Genomic DNA, 23,385 nt, shown 5'->3' with positions numbered 1-23,385 from the left:
GCGAGGGAGCTTGCTCCCGCCGGGGCGCGAAGCGGCCCTGAAAGATGGGGCTGCTACGCAGCCCAGCGGGAGCAAGCTCCCTCGCCACAAAAGCAATTTTGATAGATCAGGGTCTCTGAGGTGCGAGCTTCTGGCCTTGGTCGACGGCCCACGCGACGACCTCAGCCGTCAGCCGATCACTGGCCTGTCCAAACCCCGCCACCACCGCCGGCACCTGCACATCGTTCAACGGCTGACGCTCTTCGAAGCGGCGGCTTGCGAGGATCTTCTGGTCATAGCCGCGCACCAGCAGCGCATCGACGCGCACCACGACGCTGGCCTGATTGCCCTGATACTCGGTCTGAAACGCCTGCAAATTGCCGCCCAGTTCCAGATCCGCGGCGAAGTTGCTGTCATCGGTACTGAGCAGCGTCACCCGACCATCCCGGGCAAAACCATCCAGCAGCCGATTACGCACCAGCACCGGCGCCGGATCGCTCCAGCGCGAGGCCTTGTAGCTGCTGATCACATCACCCTGTGGAATCACCGCGATGTTCGGCCGGTTCAGCGCTTCGCTGGCCTGCAACTTGTTCAGGCGCAGCGACCAGTGCTGGGTCGCCGCTGAGCTGGCCGAGGCGGGCGCTTGCGCGGCGGGCAGGCGATAGACGTCCGAAGGCTCGGCCTTGGGCAGGATCGAGCACGCCGAGAGCAGGGAGAAACTGGCGAGGAGAGCGAAGTGAGTCAGCTTCATGGGGTGAATTCCTTGTTCTTGTCACTGCCCAGCAGGTAGCCGCTGGGGTTGGCCTCAAGGCGTTGCGAAATGCCGCGCAGCGAAGTCAGGGTTTCGCGCAGTTCGCGGATCGCCGGGGCCAGGCCATTGAGGCCCTGCAAGCCGTTGTCGAGGGAGTTCTGGTTCTTGCTGAGCAAGCCGTTGATGGTGGCGCTGCTTTGCTCCAGCGACTTCATCGCCTGCTCGGCACTGCCCAGCGCCTGCTTGCCCTGATCGTTGAGCAGGCCGTTGGCGTTGCGCATCAACGCCGAGGTTTGCTCGAGCATGCTGCCGGCCTGCTTGCCGACGCTTGCCAGTTGCTGCATGGCCTGGCGCAGGTCGCCGCGCTGATCGTTGATCGAACCGGTGGTTTGCTCCAGGTGCGCCAGGGTGTTGCTGACGCGCTCGACGTTCTCCGGGGAAAACATCTGGTTGGCATTGTTCAGCAGGGCGGTGATGCCGGTCATCAGGTCGTTGCTGTCGTTGAGCAGCCGGGAAATGGGCGAGGGCGCCGCGACGATGGTCGGCAATTCGCCATCATGTCCGCGCAGTTTCGGGCTCTCCGGGGTGCCGCCGCTGAGCTGGATGATCGAAGTGCCGGTGATCCCGGCCAGCGCCAGTTTGGCCTGGGTGTCTTCCTTGACCGGGGTGTCCCCGCCCAGACGAATCCGCGCCAGCACCCGGCGCGGGTCTTTCGGGTCGAGACGCAGGCTGACCACGTCACCGACCTTGATCCCGCTGTACTGCACCGGGCTGCCCTTGGACAGGCCGCTGACCGCCTCGTTGAAGACCACTTCGTAATCCTTGAACTCGCTGTCGACGCTGGACTTGGCCAGCCACAGGCCGAAGAGCAGGGCGCCTGCCACGACAATCACTGAGAACAGGCCGATCAACACATGATGGGCTCGGGTTTCCATGTCAGACCTCGTTGAGCAATTTGGCGGCGTCCAGCGCCGAGCGGCCGCGCGGGCCGTGGAAGTATTCGTGAATCCACGCGTCGTTGGTTTCCGAGACCACATCGATCGGGCCGGCCACCAGCACTTTCTTCTGCGCCAGCACTGCCACGCGGTCGGTGATGGTGTAGAGCGTGTCGAGGTCGTGGGTCACCAGAAACACGCTCAGACCCAGCGCATCACGCAGGGTCAGGATCAGTTGATCGAACGCCGCCGCGCCAATCGGGTCGAGGCCGGCGGTGGGTTCGTCGAGAAACAGGATGTCCGGATCCAGCGCCAGAGCCCGGGCCAGCGCGGCGCGCTTGATCATCCCGCCGGACAACGACGCCGGGTATTTGTCCGCCGCCGACAACGGCAGCCCGGCCAGCGCCAGCTTCACCGCCGCCAGGTGCTCGGCGTCGTTGCGGCTCAGGCCGGCGTGTTCGATCAGCGGCAGGGCGACGTTTTCGGTGACGGTCAGCGAGGAGAACAGCGCGCCTTTCTGGAACAGCACGCCGAAACGTCGCTCAACCAGCGAACGCTCATGCTCGGACAGGCTAGGCAGGTTCTGGCCGAACACCTTCACGTTGCCTTCGCTGGGCCGGCGCAAACCGACAATGCTGCGCAGCAGCACCGATTTACCGCTGCCGGAACCGCCAACCACGGCGAGGATTTCGCCTTTGTACAAATCCAGATCAAGGTTCTCGTGCACGCTCTGGCTGCCAAAGCGATTGCACAGGCCACGGACTTCGATCACCGCCTCCGAGGGCGCGCGGGGTAGACGACTCACCAGCCCATCTCCATGAAGAACAGCGCAGCCACCGCATCGAGCACGATCACCACGAAAATCGACTGCACCACGGCAGACGTGGTGTGCGCGCCGACCGATTCGGCGCTGCCGCTGACCTTGAAGCCTTCCAGGCAACCGATCGTGGCGATCAGGAAAGCAAAGATCGGCGCCTTCACCAAGCCGACCAGAAAGTGCTGAATGCCGATGTCGCTTTGCAGCAGCGAGAGGAACATCGCCGGCGAAATCCCCAGTGACACCGCGCACACCACACCACCGCCGATGATCCCGCAGAGCATCGCCAGAAACGTCAGCATCGGCAGCGCCACCAGCATCGCCAATACCCGCGGCACCACCAGCAGCTCCATCGGATCGAGGCCGAGGGTACGGATCGCGTCGATCTCTTCATTGGCCTTCATCGAACCGATCTGCGCGGTGAACGCACTGGCGGTGCGGCCGGCCATCAGGATCGCCGTGAGCAGCACACCGAACTCACGCAGGAAGGAGAAGCCCACCAGATCCACGGTGAATATCGTCGCTCCGAAACTGGCGAGCACCGTGGCGCCGAGAAACGCCACCACCGCACCGACCAGAAAGGTCAGCAGCGCCACGATCGGCGCGGCGTCGAGACCGGTCTGTTCGATGTGGGCGACGACGGGGGTGATGCGCCAACGCTTGGGGCGCAGCAGATTGCGGGCGATGGTTTCGAGGATCAGGCCGATGAAACCCAGCACTTGCAGGGTGTCCTGCCAGACCGTTTCCACCGCGCGCCCGATGCGGGTGAGCAGTTGCACGCTGACGCTGACTTCCGGCTCCTTGATCGGCACGCAGAAATCGGTCAGCGAGCGATACACCGTTTGCAGCAGTGCGCGGTCAGCCTGGGAAATCGTGCAGTCAGGGTGTTCGGCGGATCTGCCGAGGCGTTCGGAACCGAGCAGTTCTACCAGCAGGGATGCGCCAGCGGTGTCGAGGGCGCCGAGGCTGTTGAGGTCGACCACGGTATTGGCGTCGTACTGGCCGCGGAGTTTTTCGGTCAGGTGCTTGAGGTCGGCGTAATGGGCAAGCGTCCAGTCCCCGGAAACCCGCAGACGGGCAGGGCTGATCGAGGTGTCCAGCTGGGCATTACCGCTCATTGAGCTGCTGATCATAAGCTCCGTGCTTGTTCGGCTAAATACGCTGGCATACGTAATAGCACGAACCGGATTACTTTTCTTTGATCGCTGTGCTGTCGGTCACTTCGAAACGCAGCACGCCGATCACCTGACCGTCCTCGGTCAGCACCCGCACCTGCCACTTGCCCGCCGAGTTGCCGGGGAAGTTCTGCTTGTGCGTCCACGCCCGATAGCCTTCCTTGCGCCCGCCGTGGATGTCGAGGGCGATGCGGTCGACTTCCTGACCATTGAACTGCCACACATGGTAGATCCGCTCATCCAGCCCGCGCGGCGCATTGATCGCGGTGTAGGCGTAGAGACCGCCGTTGCGGATCTGCTCGGCGCTGACCTGTTCGAGGCTGTCGCCCGGGGTGCGATCCTGCAACTGAGTGCTGATCGCCACGTCGGTCATCCACAGCGTCGCCGGCGGCACCCACGAGCGCAGGGTCCAGCCGACCGCGCCGATGCCGACGGTAATGCACAGAATGGCCAGCGCGTTGCGCACCGTGCGGATCGGGAAGATCGACGCCAGGCTCGGGAATGACAGCACCACCGCCGTACCCAGCGCCCATTTGAAACTCTGCGCGGTGGTCAGGTGCATGATCACCGGCAGCGCGGTGAGCAGGGCGGCGAACAGGGTCAGGGTGTGCAGCGCGAGAAACGCCCAGCGCCGTGGCGCCAGCCATTTGTAATAGAGCGGATCGACAATCGAGATCAACGCGGCGATGCACAACAGCCCGGTGAAGATCAGTTGGCCGCTGTTCCAGGTGGTGGTGATGAAGAAGAACGGCAGGACGAAAAACAGGCTTTCCTGATGGATCATCTGCGTTGCGTAACGCAGCAGCGGCTGGGGGATTTCCCGCTTGAAGATGCGCGTGAACAGGCCGGTCAGAGTGTTTTCCAGCATCAGCCAGATCCAGCTGAGCAGCATGATGATGGTGATCCAGCTCGCCAGCCCCTGCTGGCGGTCGACCAGAATGAAACTGCCGACCCCGGAGATGAAACCGCCAAGCGCAATCACCCCGGGATAGCGCTTCATCAGCTCGAGAATACGCTGGATCAGGAGGGGGATTTTCTGCATGTGGGCGGTTCACGACTGAATAGGAAAAAACCTCGACAGAGTACCGTCCGCCGGGCGACGTGGCGAGGCTCCCGGTCAGTAAAGCCTCTTATTTCTGTGGCGAGGGAGCTTGCTCCCGCTCGACTGCGCAGCAGTCGCAAAACCTGAGTGCGCGGTGTTCCTGAAACACCTAGTCGTCGGTTTTGGGTCTGCTTCGCAGCCCAGCGGGAGCAAGCTCCCTCGCCACAGGATTTCTTCATCCTTCGGCTTTGTGGTTTTCCCGGCGATGCAAGCGCCAACCAATCAGCACCAGCAAGACCACACCCAGACCACCGGCAATCAGCCACAACACCTGATCATCACTAAGCAACGGCTTCTCGATCCGCAGATATCCCGGTTGCAACAGCAACTCGCGCATGGCCTTGTTTGCCGTTTCCAGGGTCACGCCTTGCAGCTCGCGGGCCGGGTTGGCAAAGCGCCCGTCCTCGTAATCGCCCAGCGCGCTCCAGTAGTAATCCGCCATGGCACTGTTGCCCTGTACCGCCCAGGCCTGATGGGCGATGGCGGCTTGTTTGATCCGGGCGAAGGTGTCCGGGTCGAGGCCGTTTTTCAGCAGATCGGCCTTGAGGTCTTCCAGCACCTGTTGGGCTTCGGCGAGGTCATCGCGATCCACATCGGCGTTGAGGCTCATGAAACCGACCCCGCCAAACACTTCGCGCTCGGCCCACGGCCCGTAGGACAAGCCATGGTTCAGGCGGATCTGCCGGTACAGCGCCCAGTCGAGGTAGTCCTTGAGGATGTCGAAGGTCTCGTCATATTGATCGTCGAGCATCGGCTCCGGCACCAGCCAGTGCAACTTGGCGCCGTCGCCGATGAAGCCGCGGGTGAGGGTGCGTTCATGGGCAGCGCTGGTGCGGATGTCCGGCAGCTCACGGTGCTCCGCCGGATCCACCGCTTCCAGCGCGCCCCAGGTGCGTTCCAGATAGGCTGGCAGCAGTTTGTCGAGCTCGCCGACGACGATCAGGGTCATGTTGTTCGGCGCGTACCAGGTCTTGCGCACCTTCTCCAGTTGCTCCTGGGTCAGATGGCCGACTTCGGCGCGTTGCGGGCATTTCAGGCCCAGTTCCACGGCCAGTTGATTGCTCGCGGTGTGGCCCAGATCCTGGCGGTCGAGGAAGCGCTGCAGGCGCGTGTAATGGCCGCCGTCCTCACGCTCGACCACACGTTTGGCGGCGTTGATCGCGTTGTCGTCGATGCGGGTCTGGGTCAAAAGGTCGAGCAGCAGGTCGAGCACCTTGCGCTGATTCTTTGCCGGGGCTTCGATGACGAACGTGGTGTCGGCGTTGCTGGTGAACGCATTCCACTCACCGCCCAGCGCCTGCATGCGCTCCTCGAGGCCGCCTTCGCCGGTGGCGTCGACGCCGCTGAACAGCAGATGCTCAAGCAGATGCGGCAGCTCTTTTTCATCGCAATCGAAATCGTCGAGACCAACGCCCACCACCAGACGAATCGCCACATGCCCGCGTTCGGTGCCGGGCTTGAGCAACAGCTGCAAACCGTTGGGCAGCGCATAGCCTTCGACCTGAAAGCGATCAACAGCGAAGGAGGGCAGGGAACCGAGCAACAGACAGGCGAACAACAGGCAACGCATAACAGGCTTCCATACGGCTGATTTGGAGATCCGTGTCGCTATTCAGGCCGGCATTCGCGAGCAAGCTCGCTCCCACAGGGGAATGCATTTCAAATGTGGGAGCGAGCTTGCTCGCGAAGGTCTTAAGGCTGAATCAATGTTACTGACTGGCCCGAGCCCCAGACGTTCAAGGCGAATGCGTAATGTCTACCATATCGTCCGACTCCAGCGCCCCGGTGTCCGAGGTTTCCAGCACCACATAAGCACTGCTGCAAAACAGCGAATTCAAGCGTTTCATATCCGCAATCAACTCCAGATGCAGGGAGCTGGTTTCCAGACTCTGCACGATCTTGCGTTGCAAACGGCTGACATGCGCATGGGCCAAACGGCGTTCCTGTGCGCGGAAACGACGTTTCTCGCGTAACAGTTGCCGAGCACTTTCCTTGTCGCCGCTGAGGAACACCGACAGGCCCAGGCGCAGGTTGGCGATCAGTTGCTGATGCAACCCGGCCAGCTCTTCCAGACCGTCCTCGGAGAACGAGCGACGCTGCGAAGTCTTCTGCTGCTGCACCTTGCGCAGCATGCGTTCGATCAGGTCGCTGGCCAGTTTCAGATTGATCGCCAGCTCGATGGTCTCCGCCCAACGCCGACTGTCCTGCTCGCCGAGGTCCTCGCGGGGCATTTGCGCCAGATACAGCTTGATCGCGCTGTACAGCGCTTCGACGTCATCGGTCAGACGGCGCATTTCCTGGGTGATGGCGGTCTGCTTGCCGCGCAGCACATCGAGCATCGCGTCGAGCATGTTGTCGATCAGGTCGCCCATGCGCAGGGTCTCGCGGGCGGCATTGGCCAGCGCCAGGCTCGGGGTGACCAGCGCCGTTGCATCGAGATGCCGCGGCTTGGCGGTGCCGTTGACCTCCGCACGCTCCGGCAGCAGCCAGGCACACAGGCGTGCCATCGGCGAGACGCTGGGCAGCAGGATCAGGCAGCGCGCGGTGTTGTAGAGCAGGTGGAAGCCGATGACCATTTCCTGCGGGCTGAAATCCAGGCCGTCCATCCAGTGCACCAGCGGATCGAGCACCGGGATGATCAGCAGCAGGCCGATCAGCTTGTACAACAGACTGCCCAGCGCCACTTGCCGGCCCGCCGAGTTCTGCATGCTGGTGCTCATGAACGCCAGCACGCCGCTGCCGATGTTGGCGCCGATCACCAGACCAATCGCGACCGGCAGGCTGATCACGCTGGCGCCAGCGAGCGTTGCGGTCAGCAGCACGGCAGCGAGGCTGGAATAGGAAATCATCGCGAACAACGCGCCGACCAGGGCGTCGAGCAGAATGTCGCCGGTCAGCGAGGCAAAAATCACCTTCACCCCTTGGGCATGGGTGATCGGCGCAGCGGCCTCGACGATCAATTGCAGCGCGAGAATGATCAGTCCCAGGCCAATCGCCACCCGGCCCATCTGCCCGAGCCGCGTCTGTTTGCGCGACAGAAAGAAAATCACCCCGAGGAAAATCAGCAGCGGCGACAGCCACGACAGATCGAACGTCAGCACCCGCGCCATCAGCGCGGTACCGACGTCGGCGCCGAGCATGGTCGCCAGCGCCGGGGTCAGCGCCATCAGGCCCTGGCCGACGAAGGAGGTCACGAGCATGGCGGTGGCGTTGCTGCTCTGCACCATCGCGGTCACGACGATGCCGGCCACGAAAGCAAGCCAGCGTTTGGACATGTTCTGGCCGATCACATGGCGCAGATTGGTGCCGTACACCCGCAGGATGCCGGTTCGGACGATGTGCGTGCCCCAGATCAGCAGGGCCACGGCAGAAAGCAAATTGAGCAGGGTGAGCATGCAGACCCCCTGTAATGGCAGCGCCCCAGAGGGGCAAGTTGACGGTACCGCGCGGTTTCTACGTTTTTGATACTTAAGCTGTAGTTGGCTAACGGACTGGGCGCCAGCATTGCACAGCTAAAGTGCGGATTGAAACAAAAGTGTCATGAAAACGGGTTTATTCACCTCATCTGAAATCAACGCGGTCCCCTGTAGGAGTGAGCCTGCTCGCGATAGGTCCATCAACTTCAACATCGTTGTTTACTGACGGACCGGCGATCGCGAGCAGGCTCACTCCTACAGGTATTACGGCTGCCCCGGATTCTTCAGTACCCCTGAACAACTGTGGGAGCGAGCTTGCTCGCGAAAGCGGTGGATCAGCCAACATTGTTGTCGACTGACACTCCGTCTTCGCGAGCAGGCTCGCTCCCTCAGGGGTGTTGCGTGATTCAGGACTTCCGGATTACTGCCCCGGAACGTCCTTGCGCAGTTTCACCGGATCTTGCTGCTGTTTCTTCCTGGCCATCGCGCCGCGCAGTTTGATGTTGATCGCTTCCACCGCCAGCGAGAACGCCATGGCGAAGTAGACGTAGCCTTTCGGTACGTGCACGTCGAACGATTCGGCGATCAGCACGGTACCGACCACCAGCAGGAACGACAGCGCCAGCATCTTCAGCGACGGGTGCTTGTCGATGAACTCGCTGATCTTGCCCGAGGCCGCCATCATCACCAGCACGGCGACGACGATTGCCGCGACCATCACCGGCACATGGGAAACCATGCCGACAGCGGTGATCACCGAGTCCAGCGAGAACACGATGTCGATGATCGCGATCTGGATGATCGTGTAGAGGAAGTTGCCGCCCTTGCCCGAAGGCTCGTCGCCGCTTTCGTCTTCGCCTTCCAGCGCGTGGTACATCTCTTGCGAGCTCTTCCACAGCAGGAACAGGCCACCGAAGAACAGGATCAGGTCACGCCCGGAAATGCCTTGGCCGAACACCACGAACAGGTCGGCGGTGAGGCGCATGACCCAGGTGATCGACAGCAGCAACAGGATCCGCGTGATCATCGCCAGGCCCAGGCCGAAGATGCGCGTGCGCTGCTGCATGTGCTTGGGCATGCGGCTGACCAGGATCGAAATCATGATGATGTTATCGATGCCCAGAACGATTTCCAGGGCGGTCAGGGTAAAGAAGGCAACCCAGATTTCGGGGTTGGTCAGCCAATCCATGTGTATTCCTTTGAGCGAGTGTTAAACCAGAACGCCAGCAAGCAGCTGGCGTCATGGTGAGTGAATGCCGTTACAACGTGCTGAACAGCGGGAAAGTCCCCAGCAGCAAGGCGGCCACCAGTATGCACAGGCACACCAGCACTGCCCACTTCAGGGTGAAACGTTGGTGATCACCGAACTCGATACCGGCCAGCGCCACCAGCAGGTAGGTCGACGGCACCAGCGGGCTGAGCAAGTGGACGGGCTGACCGACGATCGAGGCACGGGCCATTTCCACTGCGGTGATGCCGTAATGGCTGGCCGCTTCGGAGAGCACCGGCAACACGCCGTAGTAGAACGCGTCGTTCGACATGAAGAACGTGAACGGCATGCTCACCAGCGCCGTGATCACCGCCAGGTACGGGCCGAGGAAGTCCGGAATCACTGCCAGCAGACTTTTCGACATGGCGTCGACCATGCCGGTTCCGGACAGGATACCGGTGAAGATACCCGCAGCGAAAATCAGACTGACCACCGACAGCACGCTGCCGGCGTGGGCCGCAACGCGGTCCTTCTGCATTTGCAGGCACGGGTAGTTGACGATCATCGCAATGCTGAACGCCACCATAAACAACACCGGCAGCGGCAGCAGGCCGGCGATCAGGGTGCACATCAGCGCCAGGGTCAGCAGGCCGTTGAACCAGATCAGCTTCGGACGGCGGGCATCGGGGAATTGCGACACGCTGATTTCACTGTGATCGATTTCGTCGCCGATCAGGTGCAGCTCGCCCAGACGCGCACGCTCACGTTTGCCGTAGAAGTAAGCAATGATCAGGATCGCCACCACACCGGCGGCCATGGCCGGGATCATCGGCACGAAGATGTCCGACGGGTCGACATGCAGCGCACTGGCGGCACGCGCGGTCGGGCCACCCCACGGGGTCATGTTCATCACGCCACCGGCGAGGATGATCAGACCGGCCATGATCCGCGGGCTCATGCCGATGCGGCTGTACAGCGGCAGCATGGCGGCCACGCAGATCATGTAAGTGGTCGCGCCGTCACCATCGAGGGAAACGACGAGCGCCAGCACGGCGGTACCGACCGAAACTTTCAGCGGGTCGCCCTTGACCAGTTTGAGGATCTTGCGCACGGCCGGGTCGAACAGGCCGGAGTCGATCATCAGGGCGAAGTACAGAATGGCGAACATCAGCATCACGCCAGTCGGCGCAAGCTTGGTAATACCTTCGAGCATCATCGGGCCGATCTTCGGCGCGAAACCACCGAACAGGGCGAACAGGATCGGGATGATGATCAGGGCGATCAGCGCAGACAGGCGCTTGGTCATGATCAGGAACATGAACGTGATGACCATGGCAAAGCCAAGGAAAGTCAGCATGGGAATACTCCAGGCGTAGCGCGGCTAATTGAGTGAGCGGATCGGAGGGGATCAGCGCAGAACGGGAAGCACGAGACGTACGGGCGGAGTGACAGCGAAGAGGCGGGCTACAGAGGACATCAGAATCACCATTGTTGTTGTTAATTGGGCCTGACGTGCGAGCGATCACACGCGCTGGCCAACCGGTCTGTTGCCGGTAGTGGCGGCGATCCTAATCGGGCAACCTTTCAGCTACCTTTCGCGGATGAAAGGTCTGACGAGAGGCGCGGCCACTTTCATGCAACTGGAAGCAGATACAACGATGAACGTCGTAAGACCTTTCTGTAGTTTCTGAGGGAGCGTCTTCACCCGCTGTATGGAAGGGAAACGCAATGCTAGGCTTGCGCCACTGCAATGTTTGAGAGGAGCTCCAACCAATGCTTAATAGCGTTGAATTAGATAATTTCGGCCCGCTACAAAAAATCCGCTGGGGCAAGCTCTCAAACTTGAATCTGATTATCGGAGCAAACAGCAGCGGCAAGACGTTTTTGCTCAAAGCGCTTTACTGCACGATGCGCACGCTCGAAGAGTACCAGCGTGGAAATGAACAACGTTCCGCCGCGGAGATACTGGCAGACAAACTTTACTGGACGTTTCAGGCAGACAAGATTGGCGACCTGGTAACAAAAAGTGCAGACGGTCCGTTGATGTGCAAGGTCAACGTTGACTCTCGAGCGTTTCGGTACGGATTCGGCAAAGACACGACAAAGAACATTGCCACGTTAGAAAATCACGTCCCTCCACGAGGCAGCAACTCAATATTTCTTCCTCCCAAGGAAGTACTTTCCCTGCAACACATTATTCTGAAAAGCCGTGACATCGATAAAGACTTCGGTTTCGACGACACCTATTACGATCTGGCGAAAGCACTCCGCCTCCTACCGACGAAAGGAAAAAATCACGCTCATTTCGCAAAGGCCAGGGAGAATCTGGAGGAGATGTTCGGCGGCAAGGTGGAATTCGACAGCAGTACAAATCGCTGGCAATTCAAAAAAGGCAATCAGAAGTTCCAGATTGGCTCTACTGCTGAGGGCATCAAGAAAATTGCCATTCTCGACACCTTGCTGGGCAATCGATTCCTGACCAAAGATTCCATGGTATTCATCGACGAACCCGAGTCGGCCTTGCATCCGGTAGCCATCACCAGGCTCGTCGATATCATTGTGTCTCTGGCCGCAAGCGGGATTCAGTTTTTCATTGCCAGCCACTCGTATTTCGTCATTAAAGCGCTGTATCTCGCGGCGCAAAAACAGAACATGTCTATCCCTGTTCTCTCGTCAATTGACGGCGAATGGCTCGGTGATGATCTTCTCAAAGGTATGCCGGACAACCCCATCGTCGATGAGTCCATTCGTCTTTATGAAGAGGAAGTGGAGCTGGCTCTGGGATGACTATTTCAATCGAAGAATCAGGGATGATTTTCGGGCCGTTTTCAGAGGATCAGCTTTTTCCGATCGAAAACAGTCCACTGTCCAAAAAAATAGGAAACGGCATCAAGGTCACTGAGTTTGTTCTACTTCGCGATCTTCAGGACAAACCTCAGGAAGTCTGGTTTGTAGAGGCAAAATCAAGTGCTCCTCGGCAGACCGAAGTATTCGTAGAAGAGATCAGGCAAAAATTCACCAACTCAGTGCAATTGACGCTTGCGGCCTGCCTTAGGCGGCACCCTCACAGTGATGAACACCTTCCAGCGGGTTTCTTGAATCTTGATCTCTCAAACTGCGCCATAAAATGCATTCTGGTCATAAACCAATTTCCAAAGGAATGGATGATCGGACTACGTGACGCGCTGAATAAGGCAATGAGCTCTTTAGCGAAGACTCTCGGGCTAAAACCGGGCTCAGTCGTCGTCATTAATGACGAAATGGCACGGGCCAGGAATCTGATAAGTTAACTAAGAGGGCAGGCGATGACTTTATCGCACAGCGGTGGCTGCCATTGCGGACATATCCGCTATCGGTTCAGCGGGCCATTGCAGGACATCGCCCACTGCCACTGCTCGATCTGCCGCAAGGTCAGCGGCGGGATCGTCACCACATGGATCACACTGCCAGCGGCCAACTTCCAGTGGCTGGCCGGGACGCCTTCGCGCTATGACTCGTCGGGCAGTTGCGCGCGGTATTTCTGTCCGCACTGTGGCGCGCAGCTGGCGCTGGTGACATTGCTCAGTCCCGAGAGCATCGATGTGACCATCGCCACGCTGGATCACCCGGAGCGGGCGCCGGCCGAGCGGCACATCTGGACGGACAGACAATTGCCCTGGCTGCATCTGGACGAGCATCTGCCGGGCGAGCCTGAAGAAACGCTTTGATCAGAAAATAGACAGATCCAGCGGACGCATCGCCCCCATCCAGATCGCATGCTCGGTGTGATCGAGCAAGTCATCGCCGGTATCCGGGTGCAGAAACACCACCAACCCATTGCGATTGAGCGCCAGCCACGGCAACAGATCGCCGATCAACTGCGGGCCGAAAGCCAACTGGCAGCTCCAGTCCGGGTGTGGGCCGACCGGACGCTCATGCATCCGGCCCATCTGCACTGGAAACAACTGCGCGGCCTGTTCGCACAAGGCCCGGGCCTGAGCAATCGTGCGGGCGTCGTAATAAATATGGGCGTGGTAGCCCTTGATCGTGTGCATTTGAAAGCCTCTGAATCGAATTCGAACCCTCGCCGTTTCCTGTAGGTCACACGCCATATGACAGGAACAGGAGCTCAGCCATGAAAAATGCCGAAACCCCGACGGTGAAAGTGGTGCTCTATGGTGCCATGGCCAGCCTCGGCGGTGCGTTGATGGCTGAATTGCTGCGACGGCAGCACGAAGTCATCGCGATTCTCGACGATTTGAACGTACTCGCGCCACGTCCCGGCCTGCGCACCAAAAGCGGCGATCTGTTTGACGCCGAGCGGGTAAAGCAGAGCGTAGCGGGCAGCTCGGCGGTGATCTGTCTGCTCGATGCGCCGGGCCTGCCGTTCAACAGCGACCATGTAGAAAGATCCGTAGTGCTGGGGCCGGTGGAACAGGTTTTGGCGGTCGATGCGTTGGTCGACGGCCTGCAGGCGGCCAACATTTCACGGCTGTTTCTGGTCGGCAATTTTGCGGTCCTCGACGAGCCGGAACTGGACGACGCACTGCAACGCCACGCCGCCGAAGAAATCCGCGAAGCCCTGCAAAGCAGCCCGCTGCAGTGGACACTGGTGAATGCGCCGCACGGGGTGGCGGGGCTGACCATTGAGCATTTCAGTCAGGTGGGCGGCAATCTGGAGCCGGGGCTGGCGGAGCCGCTGGAACGGCTGAACCGTGTCGCGGTGGGGATTGCCGATGAGCTGCGGTTGAATCTGCATGTGGGGCAGCATGTGAATTTTGTGGCGACGTCAGATACGTAAAAAGATCGCAGCCTTCGGCAGTTCCTATATTTGAAACGCGATTCCCCTGTAGGAGCTGCCGCAGGCTGCGATCTTTTGCTGTTCACACCGCAATCGAAGGTAACCCCAATCCAGTCAGAGATTCGGCACTGCTCGCCTGTTCCGCCATCAACCAATCGACAAACTGCTGAATCAACGCGCCCCGACGTTTGCGCTGCGGCAGCACCACGTAATAACCGAGGCGCGACAACGTGGTCTCGGCGATTGGCCGACAGAGCAAGCCTTGGCTCAACAAGTTATCCACAAGGTGGCGCCAGCCGATGGCCACGCCCTGACCGCCAATCGCCGCTTGAATCAGCAACGTGTAATTGTCGAAACGCAATTGGCCCGGCGCGGGTGGCGTGCTGATACCCAGTTCGCGAAACAGCCCGCTCCAGTCAAACCAGTTGCTGCTGTTCTCCCCGCGCAAGTGCAGCAGCGGCAATTCCAGCAAAGCCTGAGCAGGCAAGGGCAGGGAGCGTCCCTTGAGCAGTTGCGGACTGCACACTGGAAACACTTCTTCGCTGAACAGCCAATGGCTCTCGCCCTGCTTGAAACGCCCGTCGCCAAACAAGATCGCGACATCGATGTCGGTGCGCAGCATGTTGTGGTTGCGCTCGCTGGTGACCAGGCTGACGTCGACATTCGGATTGGCTTCGTGGAAGCGATGCAGGCGCGGCATCAGCCAGTACGCCGCAAACGCGAAGTCGGTGGCGACCTGCAATACCTCATGCTGTTGCTGCGCGCTGATCGCGCTCAAGCCTGCGTCGATGTTCTGCAAACCGAGCTGAACCTGCTCGAACAGGATTGTCCCGCCCTCGGTCAGTTCGATCCCGCGGTAGATCCGGTCAAACAGTCGTGCGCCCAGCTGTTCTTCCAGACGCTTGATCTGCTGGCTGATCGCTGGCTGCGTGGTGCCCAGCTCCACCGCCGCCGCGGTAAAGCTGCGGTGACGGGCCGCCGCCTCAAAGGCGCGCAACAGGTCGAGGGACAGATTGCCGAGGGCTTCATACATAAGCTGTGCTTATCCTAGTCATTGTCCGGCGCGGGCTTTACCGGACAGAGCATGGACTCCATGCTCGATCGCAGCAATGTCGCATAAATATTCACTATGGAATGCCGCGATCACATGAAGCGCAAGAACATTCTTTTCATCATGGCCGATCAAATGGCCGCGCCAATGTTGCCGATCTACGGCCCGTCGCCGATCAAACTGCCGAACCTTTCGCGCCTCGCCGCTCAGGGCGTGGTGTTCGACGCCGCTTATTGCAACAGTCCGCTGTGCGCGCCGTCGCGCTTCACCCTGGTCAGTGGCCAGCTGCCGAGCAAGATCGGCGCCTACGACAACGCTGCCGATTTCCCCGCCGACATTCCGACCTACGCCCATTACCTGCGCCGCCTCGGCTACCGCACCGCGCTGTCAGGCAAGATGCATTTCTGCGGCCCGGATCAATTGCACGGCTACGAAGAGCGCCTGACTAGCGACATCTACCCGGCCGATTACGGCTGGGCGGTGAACTGGGACGAGCCAGACGTGCGCCCGAGCTGGTATCACAACATGTCGTCGGTGCTGCAGGCCGGGCCGTGCGTGCGCACCAACCAGCTCGACTTCGATGAAGAGGTGGTGTTCAAGGCCCAGCAATACCTGTTCGATCACATTCGCGAGGACGGCGATCAGCCGTTCTGCCTGACCGTTTCGATGACTCACCCACACGACCCGTACACGATTCCCAAGGCGTTCTGGGATTTGTATGACGATGGCGACATCCCGTTGCCGAGCACTCCGGATCAACATTCCCTCGATCCACACTCACAGCGCCTGCTCAAGGTCTACGACCTGTGGGACAAACCGCTGCCTGTGGATAAAATTCGCGACGCGCGTCGCGCCTATTTCGGCGCGTGCAGCTATATCGACGCAAACGTCGGCAAACTCCTGCAAACCCTCGAAGATACCGGGCTGATCGACGACACCATCATCGTCTTCTCCGGCGACCACGGTGACATGCTTGGCGAGAAAGGCCTCTGGTACAAAATGCACTGGTTCGAGATGGCCGCGCGGGTGCCGCTGTTGATCAGTGCGCCGGGGCAGTTCGCTGCCGGCCGGGTCAGCGCTGCGGTGTCCACCGCTGATCTGTTGCCGACCTTCGTAGAACTGGCCGGCGGCAGCCTGGAGCCGAACTTGCCGCTTGACGGCCGCTCGCTGCTGGCGCACCTGCAAGGGCAGGGCGGGCATGACGAGGTGTTCGGCGAGTACATGGCGGAGGGCACGGTCAGCCCGCTGATGATGATCCGTCGCGGCGCCTACAAATTTATCTACAGTGAAAGCGACCCGTGCCTACTCTTCGATGTGCACAACGATCCGCGTGAACTCGAAGAACTCAGCCAGTCACCGCAACATCGCCAGCTGTTCGACGACTTTCTCGCCGAGGCGCGGGCCAAGTGGGACATCCCGGCGATTCACCGCGAGGTGCTCGCCAGCCAGCGCCGCCGACGTTTTGTCGCCGACGCCCTGACCATCGGCAAGCTGAAGAGCTGGGATCACCAGCCGCTGGTGGACGCCAGTCAGCAGTACATGCGCAACCACATCGACCTCGACGATCTGGAACGCAAGGCCCGTTATCCACAACCCTGCCAAAATCAATAATGTAAGGGGAAGTCCATGCGCAAGTTATCCACAGCACTGACGATTGGCCTGCTGGCTCTGGGCAGTGCTTCGGCATTCGCCGAGCAAAGCTGCGAAACGGTGAAAATGGCCGACCCGGGCTGGAGCGACATCGCCGCGACCAACGCCATCGCCGGGTTTCTGCTGGACGGCATGGGCTACAAGGCCAAGGTCGACACCCTCGCGGTGCCAATCACCTTCGGCGGCTTGAAGGACGGTCAGGTGGATGTCTTTCTCGGCAACTGGATGCCGGCGCAGCAGGGCTTCTACGACAAGTTCGTCGCCACCGGTGACGTCACGCAACTGGCGAAGAACCTCGACGGCACCGAGTTCACCCTCGCCGTCCCGGATTACGTGTGGGACGCCGGTGTGCATGACTTTGCCGACCTGAACAAATACGCCGACAAGTTCGACAAGAAGATCTACGGCATCGGTTCCGGGGCGCCCGCGAACATTTCGCTGCAGGAAATCATCAAGAAGAACGACTTCGACCTCGGCCAGTGGAAGTTGATCGAATCCAGCGAACAGGCGATGCTCGCCGAAGTCTCGCGGGCGGTGAAGAAACAGAAATTCGTCACCTTCCTCGGCTGGACCCCGCACCCGATGAACGTGCAGTTGAAGATGCATTACCTCAAGGGCGGCGAGAAGTATTTCGGCGACACCGGCAGCGTCTATACCCTCACGCGCAAGGGTTATGCCGAGGCCTGTCCGAATGTGGGCAAGTTGCTGACCAACCTGGCGTTCACCCAGGACATGGAGAACAGCATCATGGCTGAGGTGGTGAACAAGAAAGTCAGCAATGCCGATGCGGTGAAGGCATGGATCAAAGCCAATCCGGCGGTTCTGGACAAGTGGCTGGAGGGGGTGAAGACCGTGGATGGCAAGGATGCGTTGCCTGCGGTGAAGGCCAAGCTCTAACGCTGTTTGTTGTGGCGAGGGAGCTTGCTCCCGCTGGAGTGCGAAGCACTCCCAATCGGGCTGACTGGGTTTTCGCAGATAAACCGAGCAGTCTGGTTTGCGACTGCTTCGCAGCCGGGCGGGAGCAAGCTCCCTCGCCACAGTGATTGGCGCGTCCTGATAACCTTGCATAAACCCACACCCCACGAGGACCCATGGCCCTGCCCAGTCGCCATTCACTTTTCCCCTTCCTGACCTGGCTGCCCCGGCAAACCCGCGCCAGCGTCGGCCGGGATCTGGTCGTTGGCCTGAGCGGTGCCATTCTCGCGCTGCCACAGTCGATCGCCTACGCGCTGATCGCCGGCCTGCCGCCGGAATACGGCCTCTATGCCGCGATCATCCCGGTGCTGATCGCCTGCCTGTGGGGTTCCTCGTGGCATCTGATCTGCGGCCCGACTGCAGCGATTTCGATTGTGCTGTATGCCAGCGTCAGTCCCTTGGCCGTGCCCGCGTCCCAGGACTACATCACTCTGATTCTGCTGCTGAGCTTTCTGGCGGGGATTTTTCAGTGGCTGCTCGGCCTGCTGCGCTTCGGCGCGCTGGTGAATTTCGTCTCGCATTCGGTGGTGCTCGGCTTCACCCTCGGCGCAGCGGTGGTGATTGCCATCGGCCAGTTGCCGAATCTGCTGGGGCTGGATCTGCCGGCCAAAGCCACGGCCCTGGACAGCCTGATAGATCTGCTGCAGCACCTGCAGGCTGTGGATAAACCTTCATTGGTATTGGGCGTGGCCACGGTGGTGGTCGGTTTCGTGCTCAGACAATTGCTGCCGCGCTGGCCGACCCTGTTGATAACGCTGGTGCTCGGCAGCCTGCTGGTGTGGCTGTGGCCGACGATGTTCGGCCACGTGCATCGGGTCAGCGCCTTTGTCGGGCGCTTGCCGCCGTTCAGCGCGTTACCGCTGGATCTGGATCTGGTGCTGCGCTTGCTGCCGAGCGCCGTGGCGGTGGGCATGCTCGGGCTGGTGACGAGTCTGTCGATTGCCCGTTCGATTGCCGCGCGCTCCCAGCAGTTGCTCGATGCCAATCAGGAAGTCCGTGCGCAGGGTCTATCGAACATCGTCGGGGCGTTCTTTTCCGGTTCGTTGTCCGCCGGCTCGTTCACCCGCTCAGGTCTGAGCTACGAGGCCGGTGCCTGTTCGCCGCTGGCCGGGGTGTTTTCGGCGATCTGGGTCGCGCTGTTCGCGATTTTCGGCGCCGGGCTGATTTCACACATTCCCATTCCGGCGATGGCCGGAAGCATTCTGCTGATCGCCTGGGGGCTGGTGGATCATCGCGGGATTCGTTCGCTGCTGCGGGTCAGCCGCGCCGAGTTCGTGGTCATGGCCCTGACCTGCCTCGCCACGCTATTGCTGGAATTGCAGACGGCAATCTACGCCGGGGTGCTGGCGTCGCTGTTCTTCTACCTCAAGCGCACCTCGCAACCACGGGTACAGCACTGGCGCGAGGGTGAGGAGGATGTGTTGCGGGTTGGCGGCTCGATCTTCTTCGGCGCCAGCCATTACCTGCAAGTGCGCCTGCAACGGCTGCACGGCACGCGGGTGGTGATCGAGGCGCAGCAGATCAACTTCATCGATTATTCGGGGGTGGAAATGCTGCATCAGGAGGCGCGGCGCCTGCTGCGTCAGGATCGCAGCCTGACCCTGCGCCGGGCGCGGCCGCAGGTGGTGGAGGAGTTGAGAAAGCTGGAAGGGCCGGAGAAATGCCCGATCCGGTTTGAGGATTGATCCAGAATCGGCGGTGCGGCCATTCGCGAGCAAGCCCGCTCCCACATTTGATCGCATTCCAATGTGGGAGCGGGCTTGCTCGCGAAGCTTTTAAAGGGCCAACTGGCGGCGTAGTTCGGCGAGCACCGGCGCCGTATCCGGACGCACCCCGCGCCACAGGAAAAATGCCTCGGCAGCCTGTTCAGCCAGCATCCCCAGACCATCCATCGACACCGCCGCGCCATGCTCGCTGGCCCAGCGGCAGAACGCGGTCGGTTCCTTGCCGTACATCATGTCGTAGCACAGGGTCTGGCCCGGTTCGATCAGGCTCGGCGCAATCGGCGGTACATCGCCGGTCAGACTGGCGGAGGTGGCGTTGATGATCACGTCCACCGGCTCCTGCAACCAGTCGAAACCACTGGCCGACACCGGCCCCAGGTCACCGAACAACTCTGCCAGCAGCTCGGCCTTGTCCACCGTGCGATTGGCGATGATCACCGATGCCGGCTTCTCGGCCAGCAACGGCTCCAGCGCGCCACGCACCGCGCCGCCAGCGCCGAGCAGCAGGATGCGCTTGCCGGTCAGGCTGAACCCGGCATTCACCGTCAGGTCGCGCACCAGTCCGGCGCCGTCGGTGTTGTCACCGAGCAACGAGCCGTCGGCCAGTTTGCTCAGGGTGTTCACCGCACCAGCGCGTTGCGCACGGGCGGTCAGGCTGTTCGCCAGGCGAAAGGCTTCTTCCTTGAACGGCACAGTGACGTTGGCGCCGCGACCGTCCTGGAAAAACGCCATGGCGCAGCCAGTAAAGTCGTCGAGTGGCGCCAGCAGGGTGCTGTAGTCAAGGCGCTGGCCGGTCTGCTCGGCGAACAGTTTGTGAATCATCGGCGACTTGCTGTGGCCGATCGGGTTACCGAAAACGACGTAACGATCCATCAGCAGTCCTCAGGCCTCGGCCAGCCAGTCGCGGTCTTGCAGGAAGTAGTCGGTCAGGCGCGCTTCTTCACTGCCGGGCTCGGCCTTGAAGTCATAGGCCCAGCGCACTTGCGGCGGCAGCGACATGAGGATCGACTCGGTACGCCCGCCCGATTGCAGACCGAACAGCGTGCCACGGTCGTAGACCAGGTTGAACTCGACGTAGCGGCCACGGCGGAATTCCTGGAATTCACGCTGTTTCGCGGTGAACGCATCGTTCTTGCGGCGTTGCACGATGGGCAGGTACGCATCGATGTAAGCGTCACCGATGGCGCGCATGAAGGCGAAACTGGTGTCGAAGTCCCACTCGTTCAGGTCATCGAAAAACAGGCCGCCGATGCCGCGCGGTTCGTGGCGATGCTTGATGTGGAAATAGGTGTCGCACCACGCCTTGTAGCGCGGGTAGACGTCCGCACCGAACGGCGCGCAGGCCTGTTCGGCGACGCGGTGCCAGTGGATGCAGTCTTCTTCGTTGCCGTAATACGGAGTCAGGTCGAAGCCACCGCCGAACCACCAGACCGGCTCTTCACCTTCTTTCTCGGCGATGAAAAAGCGCACGTTGGCGTGGGACGTCGGCACATGCGGGTTGTGCGGATGGATCACCAGCGACACGCCGAGGGCTTCGAAACCGCGACCGGCCAGTTCCGGACGGTGGGCGCTGGCCGACGGTGGCAGGCCGCTGCCGAACACGTGGGAAAAGTTGACGCCGCCCTTTTCGATCACCGTACCGTTCTCGATCACGCGAGTACGACCGCCACCGCCGGCAGGCCGGGTCCAGGCGTCTTCGACGAAGCGCGTGCCGCCGTCTTCGGTTTCCAGCGCGGCGCAGATGCGGTCTTGCAGGTCGAGCAGATAGGCCTTTACGGCGTCGGTGCGGGTCGTCATGGCTTCACCTTGAATCAGGGGCATCACTACGCGGGCGCCCCGCAGGCAGGGGGCGGCGCAAATGGGCGCGTAGCATAACACCGCAGACCCGAGCGCCGCAGTTGACGAAGATCAAGCAGGGGAGTTGGATAGGGGCCTCGCAAAACGACCCAAGGAGTAGGCAGATGGCAAAGCGTATCCAGTTCCGCGCCCACGGCGGACCCGAAGTACTCGAGTATGTCGATTACCAGCCCGCCGCCCCCGGCCCGCAACAGGTGCGAGTGGCCAACAAAGCCATTGGCCTGAACTTCATCGACACCTATTTCCGCAGCGGTCTCTATGCGCCACCGGCGCTGCCATCGGGTCTGGGCGCTGAAGGCGCGGGTATCGTCGATGCCGTGGGCAGTGAAGTCACCCGGTTCAAGGTCGGTGATCGCGTGGCGTACGGCAGCGGCCCATTGGGTGCCTACAGCGAGTTGCACGTGCTGCCCGAGGCCAACCTGGTGAAACTGCCGGACGAGATCAGCTTCGAAACCGCCGCCGGGGTCATGCTCAAGGGCCTGACCGTGCAGTACCTGCTGCGCCAGACCTATGAACTCAAGGGTGGCGAAACCATTCTGTTCCACGCCGCTGCGGGGGGTGTCGGTTCGCTGGCCTGCCAATGGGCCAAGGCACTGGGCGTGAAACTGATCGGCACGGTCAGCTCGAAGGAAAAAGCCGAACTGGCCAAGGCCAACGGCGCCTGGGCAACCATCGATTACAGTCACGAAAACGTGGCAGAGCGGGTGCTGGAGCTGACCGACGGCAAGAAAGTCCCGGTGGTGTACGACGGCGTCGGCAAGGACACCTGGCTGACCTCGCTCGACAGCGTCTCGCCGCGCGGGCTGGTGGTGAGTTTCGGCAATGCCTCCGGTGCGGTGGACGGGGTGAACCTGGGGATTCTTTCGGCCAAGGGCTCGCTGTACGTGACCCGGCCGACCCTGGCGACCTACGCCAACAACGCCGAGAACCTGCAGCGCATGGCCGACGAGTTGTTCGAGATGATCATCAGCGGCAAGATCAAGGTGGACATCAGCCAGCGTTATCCACTGGCTGACGCGGCAAAGGCGCAGACCGAACTGTCGGCGCGGCGCACCACCGGCTCGACCATCCTGCTGCCCTGATCAACCTTCGGCATCTTGCCAGCCAGGGTTGCAACCCCATGGCTGGCAAGATAGTTCGAGCGCGTTCAGCACCTCGGCAGAGGACACTCCAACGGTTTTTGCACCAGGTGGCCAACCGTCGCGTGATCGGGCTGTTGAACCGCCGCGAGGATTTGTCGCCACTCGGCTGACAACACCCAATAATCGCCGCGTGCGCGCTGGTCGATATGCAGCGCATTGGAGGCGATCGGCATCAGGCCGAAACGCTGATAAAAGCGCAATTGTTGCGATCTGCACAACGCGGTCACCCCCTGATAGCCGCGTTTTATCGCCCACTCGGTAGCGGCCGCCAACAGACCGTTGATCGCAATGGGCAGTTGATTGGGCGTGTACGAGATCAAGCGGCTGAATTCGACATGGCGCGACAGCGCCACCGTGGGCGAAACATGTTGCTGCGCCAGCGATACCCATTCGAACGGCGCCGGAGTCGCCCTCAATACTGCCAACAGTTGATCGTGCCGATACAGCAGAAAGTGGGTACTTCGCGACTTTATCGCCAGTCTGGTTTCGAGCATCCGCGCCCGTGAAGTCAGCATGTAATGCTGCAGCCGGAGTCGAAATTGCCGATCGACAAACCGGTCGAACTCCTGAGTATCCGCCCCCGCTTCAAGCATCACGATACGGCAACCCTCATGGTGACTCTTTAACGTCACCTGAAGCGCCTGCAGATAATCCGTGAGTTGCAAATTCGTAGTGTCCATTCTTTCTCCGCAGACCTTAACTTATCGAAGTATTTCGAGTGCAGGGAAAGGATGGTTGCTTTTGGCAATTCCGCCACGCCAGAAAGTCTGATAATCCGGTGGGAAAACTCAATGAATCCGGGTACTTGGCGACTTTTCCGA

22 protein-coding genes are annotated in these 23,385 nt (G+C 60.9%); 8 read left to right on the top strand and 14 right to left on the bottom strand.

Annotated features, from left to right (window positions below; all coding sequences use genetic code 11):
- Positions 1 to 106 precede the first annotated feature (106 nt).
- From AC27VU_RS02925 to AC27VU_RS02885, 9 genes are all read right to left on the bottom strand, one after another.
- Entirely contained in the window at positions 107 to 730 is a 624-nt protein-coding gene (locus AC27VU_RS02925) for an ABC-type transport auxiliary lipoprotein family protein (RefSeq protein ID WP_488723364.1), read from the bottom strand.
- Positions 727 to 1,665 carry an MlaD family protein gene (locus AC27VU_RS02920; RefSeq protein WP_103483975.1) on the bottom strand — a complete coding sequence of 313 codons (939 nt, stop codon included), beginning with the start codon at positions 1,663 to 1,665 and terminating at the stop codon, positions 727 to 729. The genes AC27VU_RS02925 and AC27VU_RS02920 overlap by 4 nt, the downstream gene beginning before the upstream one ends.
- A 1-nt stretch (position 1,666) precedes the next feature.
- Positions 1,667 to 2,470, bottom strand: a complete 804-nt coding sequence (locus tag AC27VU_RS02915; RefSeq protein WP_103483976.1) for an ABC transporter ATP-binding protein — start codon at positions 2,468 to 2,470, stop codon at positions 1,667 to 1,669.
- A complete protein-coding gene (locus tag AC27VU_RS02910; RefSeq protein WP_045122236.1) occupies positions 2,467 to 3,615 on the bottom strand; it encodes an ABC transporter permease in 1,149 nt (382 codons plus the stop codon). The genes AC27VU_RS02915 and AC27VU_RS02910 overlap by 4 nt, the downstream gene beginning before the upstream one ends.
- Positions 3,616 to 3,670: 55 nt before the next feature.
- A complete protein-coding gene (locus AC27VU_RS02905; protein WP_488723363.1) occupies positions 3,671 to 4,699 on the bottom strand; it encodes a DUF5924 family protein in 1,029 nt (342 codons plus the stop codon).
- 235 nt (positions 4,700 to 4,934) lie between these two features.
- Entirely contained in the window at positions 4,935 to 6,329 is a 1,395-nt protein-coding gene (locus AC27VU_RS02900; RefSeq protein ID WP_488723362.1) for a M16 family metallopeptidase, read from the bottom strand.
- Between the two features lie 166 nt (positions 6,330 to 6,495).
- Entirely contained in the window at positions 6,496 to 8,154 is a 1,659-nt protein-coding gene (locus AC27VU_RS02895; protein WP_003220268.1) for a Na/Pi cotransporter family protein, read from the bottom strand.
- 442 nt (positions 8,155 to 8,596) lie between these two features.
- Positions 8,597 to 9,364, bottom strand: coding sequence for a TerC family protein (locus AC27VU_RS02890; RefSeq protein ID WP_027610258.1), 768 nt, complete (start codon positions 9,362 to 9,364; stop codon positions 8,597 to 8,599).
- 70 nt (positions 9,365 to 9,434) lie between these two features.
- Positions 9,435 to 10,742 (bottom strand): CitMHS family transporter, encoded by a 1,308-nt coding sequence (locus AC27VU_RS02885; protein ID WP_007954069.1) that lies wholly within the window; start codon positions 10,740 to 10,742, stop codon positions 9,435 to 9,437.
- Between the two features lie 416 nt (positions 10,743 to 11,158).
- On the opposite strand from AC27VU_RS02885, the gene AC27VU_RS02880 reads away from it, so the two are divergent.
- From AC27VU_RS02880 to AC27VU_RS02870, 3 genes are read left to right on the top strand one after another with little or no spacing between them, the layout of a single operon-like run.
- Positions 11,159 to 12,172, top strand: a complete 1,014-nt coding sequence (locus AC27VU_RS02880) for an AAA family ATPase (RefSeq protein WP_201136160.1) — start codon at positions 11,159 to 11,161, stop codon at positions 12,170 to 12,172.
- Positions 12,169 to 12,675 carry a hypothetical protein gene (locus AC27VU_RS02875; protein WP_103483982.1) on the top strand — a complete coding sequence of 169 codons (507 nt, stop codon included), beginning with the start codon at positions 12,169 to 12,171 and terminating at the stop codon, positions 12,673 to 12,675. The genes AC27VU_RS02880 and AC27VU_RS02875 overlap by 4 nt, the downstream gene beginning before the upstream one ends.
- Before the next feature lie 15 nt (positions 12,676 to 12,690).
- Complete coding sequence (locus tag AC27VU_RS02870; protein ID WP_488723361.1) at positions 12,691 to 13,092, top strand: GFA family protein; 402 nt, start codon at positions 12,691 to 12,693, stop codon at positions 13,090 to 13,092.
- On the opposite strand, the gene AC27VU_RS02865 is transcribed toward AC27VU_RS02870, so the two are convergent.
- Positions 13,093 to 13,419 (bottom strand): DOPA 4,5-dioxygenase family protein, encoded by a 327-nt coding sequence (locus AC27VU_RS02865; protein ID WP_400499005.1) that lies wholly within the window; start codon positions 13,417 to 13,419, stop codon positions 13,093 to 13,095.
- Positions 13,420 to 13,499: 80 nt separating this feature from the next.
- Here AC27VU_RS02865 and AC27VU_RS02860 point away from each other — a divergent pair, with 80 nt between their 5' ends.
- Entirely contained in the window at positions 13,500 to 14,165 is a 666-nt protein-coding gene (locus AC27VU_RS02860) for an NAD(P)-dependent oxidoreductase (RefSeq protein WP_488723360.1), read from the top strand.
- Between the two features lie 82 nt (positions 14,166 to 14,247).
- On the opposite strand, the gene AC27VU_RS02855 is transcribed toward AC27VU_RS02860, so the two are convergent.
- On the bottom strand, positions 14,248 to 15,198 hold the full coding sequence (locus tag AC27VU_RS02855; protein ID WP_488723359.1) for a choline sulfate utilization transcriptional regulator: 951 nt from the start codon (positions 15,196 to 15,198) through the stop codon (positions 14,248 to 14,250).
- Positions 15,199 to 15,312: 114 nt separating this feature from the next.
- On the opposite strand from AC27VU_RS02855, the gene betC reads away from it, so the two are divergent.
- The 3 genes from betC (at position 15,313) to AC27VU_RS02840 (ending at position 19,526) form a co-directional block, all read left to right on the top strand.
- Complete coding sequence (gene betC, locus AC27VU_RS02850) at positions 15,313 to 16,827, top strand: choline-sulfatase (protein ID WP_488723358.1); 1,515 nt, start codon at positions 15,313 to 15,315, stop codon at positions 16,825 to 16,827.
- A gap of 15 nt (positions 16,828 to 16,842) precedes the next feature.
- Positions 16,843 to 17,763, top strand: a complete 921-nt coding sequence (gene choX, locus AC27VU_RS02845; protein ID WP_338800425.1) for a choline ABC transporter substrate-binding protein — start codon at positions 16,843 to 16,845, stop codon at positions 17,761 to 17,763.
- A 194-nt stretch (positions 17,764 to 17,957) separates the two neighbouring features.
- Positions 17,958 to 19,526, top strand: coding sequence for a SulP family inorganic anion transporter (locus tag AC27VU_RS02840; protein WP_488723357.1), 1,569 nt, complete (start codon positions 17,958 to 17,960; stop codon positions 19,524 to 19,526).
- 90 nt (positions 19,527 to 19,616) lie between these two features.
- On the opposite strand, the gene aroE is transcribed toward AC27VU_RS02840, so the two are convergent.
- Positions 19,617 to 20,438, bottom strand: coding sequence for a shikimate dehydrogenase (aroE, locus tag AC27VU_RS02835; RefSeq protein ID WP_262142535.1), 822 nt, complete (start codon positions 20,436 to 20,438; stop codon positions 19,617 to 19,619).
- A 9-nt stretch (positions 20,439 to 20,447) separates the two neighbouring features.
- On the bottom strand, positions 20,448 to 21,362 hold the full coding sequence (hemF, locus tag AC27VU_RS02830) for an oxygen-dependent coproporphyrinogen oxidase (protein WP_003220249.1): 915 nt from the start codon (positions 21,360 to 21,362) through the stop codon (positions 20,448 to 20,450).
- Positions 21,363 to 21,526: 164 nt separating this feature from the next.
- Here hemF and AC27VU_RS02825 point away from each other — a divergent pair, with 164 nt between their 5' ends.
- Positions 21,527 to 22,504 (top strand): NADPH:quinone reductase, encoded by a 978-nt coding sequence (locus tag AC27VU_RS02825; protein WP_488723356.1) that lies wholly within the window; start codon positions 21,527 to 21,529, stop codon positions 22,502 to 22,504.
- A 65-nt stretch (positions 22,505 to 22,569) separates the two neighbouring features.
- Here AC27VU_RS02825 and AC27VU_RS02820 read toward each other — a convergent pair whose 3' ends face one another.
- On the bottom strand, positions 22,570 to 23,244 hold the full coding sequence (locus AC27VU_RS02820) for a hypothetical protein (protein WP_003220245.1): 675 nt from the start codon (positions 23,242 to 23,244) through the stop codon (positions 22,570 to 22,572).
- Positions 23,245 to 23,385: the final 141 nt, after the last annotated feature.

This window comes from Pseudomonas sp. 14P5.3.2 (genome assembly GCF_057799175.1).
The sequence above is the reverse complement of the archived record's forward strand: the minus strand, read 5'-3'. Positions and strand labels throughout refer to the sequence as shown.

What these genes read in the sequence shown, in the direction of transcription:
- AC27VU_RS02855 (WP_488723359.1), bottom strand. Translation starts at nt 15,198, where the DNA reads ATGTATGAAGCCCTCGGCAATCTGTCCCTCGACCTGTTGCGCGCCTTT.
- AC27VU_RS02820 (WP_003220245.1), bottom strand. Translation starts at nt 23,244, where the DNA reads ATGGACACTACGAATTTGCAACTCACGGATTATCTGCAGGCGCTTCAG.
- AC27VU_RS02920 (WP_103483975.1), bottom strand. Translation starts at nt 1,665, where the DNA reads ATGGAAACCCGAGCCCATCATGTGTTGATCGGCCTGTTCTCAGTGATT.
- AC27VU_RS02860 (WP_488723360.1), top strand. Translation starts at nt 13,500, where the DNA reads ATGAAAAATGCCGAAACCCCGACGGTGAAAGTGGTGCTCTATGGTGCC.
- AC27VU_RS02910 (WP_045122236.1), bottom strand. Translation starts at nt 3,615, where the DNA reads ATGATCAGCAGCTCAATGAGCGGTAATGCCCAGCTGGACACCTCGATC.
- choX (WP_338800425.1), top strand. Translation starts at nt 16,843, where the DNA reads ATGCGCAAGTTATCCACAGCACTGACGATTGGCCTGCTGGCTCTGGGC.
- AC27VU_RS02865 (WP_400499005.1), bottom strand. Translation starts at nt 13,419, where the DNA reads ATGCACACGATCAAGGGCTACCACGCCCATATTTATTACGACGCCCGC.
- AC27VU_RS02890 (WP_027610258.1), bottom strand. Translation starts at nt 9,364, where the DNA reads ATGGATTGGCTGACCAACCCCGAAATCTGGGTTGCCTTCTTTACCCTG.
- AC27VU_RS02885 (WP_007954069.1), bottom strand. Translation starts at nt 10,742, where the DNA reads ATGCTGACTTTCCTTGGCTTTGCCATGGTCATCACGTTCATGTTCCTG.
- AC27VU_RS02905 (WP_488723363.1), bottom strand. Translation starts at nt 4,699, where the DNA reads ATGCAGAAAATCCCCCTCCTGATCCAGCGTATTCTCGAGCTGATGAAG.
- AC27VU_RS02825 (WP_488723356.1), top strand. Translation starts at nt 21,527, where the DNA reads ATGGCAAAGCGTATCCAGTTCCGCGCCCACGGCGGACCCGAAGTACTC.
- AC27VU_RS02900 (WP_488723362.1), bottom strand. Translation starts at nt 6,329, where the DNA reads ATGCGTTGCCTGTTGTTCGCCTGTCTGTTGCTCGGTTCCCTGCCCTCC.
- AC27VU_RS02840 (WP_488723357.1), top strand. Translation starts at nt 17,958, where the DNA reads ATGGCCCTGCCCAGTCGCCATTCACTTTTCCCCTTCCTGACCTGGCTG.
- hemF (WP_003220249.1), bottom strand. Translation starts at nt 21,362, where the DNA reads ATGACGACCCGCACCGACGCCGTAAAGGCCTATCTGCTCGACCTGCAA.
- betC (WP_488723358.1), top strand. Translation starts at nt 15,313, where the DNA reads ATGAAGCGCAAGAACATTCTTTTCATCATGGCCGATCAAATGGCCGCG.
- AC27VU_RS02895 (WP_003220268.1), bottom strand. Translation starts at nt 8,154, where the DNA reads ATGCTCACCCTGCTCAATTTGCTTTCTGCCGTGGCCCTGCTGATCTGG.
- AC27VU_RS02870 (WP_488723361.1), top strand. Translation starts at nt 12,691, where the DNA reads ATGACTTTATCGCACAGCGGTGGCTGCCATTGCGGACATATCCGCTAT.
- aroE (WP_262142535.1), bottom strand. Translation starts at nt 20,438, where the DNA reads ATGGATCGTTACGTCGTTTTCGGTAACCCGATCGGCCACAGCAAGTCG.
- AC27VU_RS02875 (WP_103483982.1), top strand. Translation starts at nt 12,169, where the DNA reads ATGACTATTTCAATCGAAGAATCAGGGATGATTTTCGGGCCGTTTTCA.
- AC27VU_RS02925 (WP_488723364.1), bottom strand. Translation starts at nt 730, where the DNA reads ATGAAGCTGACTCACTTCGCTCTCCTCGCCAGTTTCTCCCTGCTCTCG.
- AC27VU_RS02880 (WP_201136160.1), top strand. Translation starts at nt 11,159, where the DNA reads ATGCTTAATAGCGTTGAATTAGATAATTTCGGCCCGCTACAAAAAATC.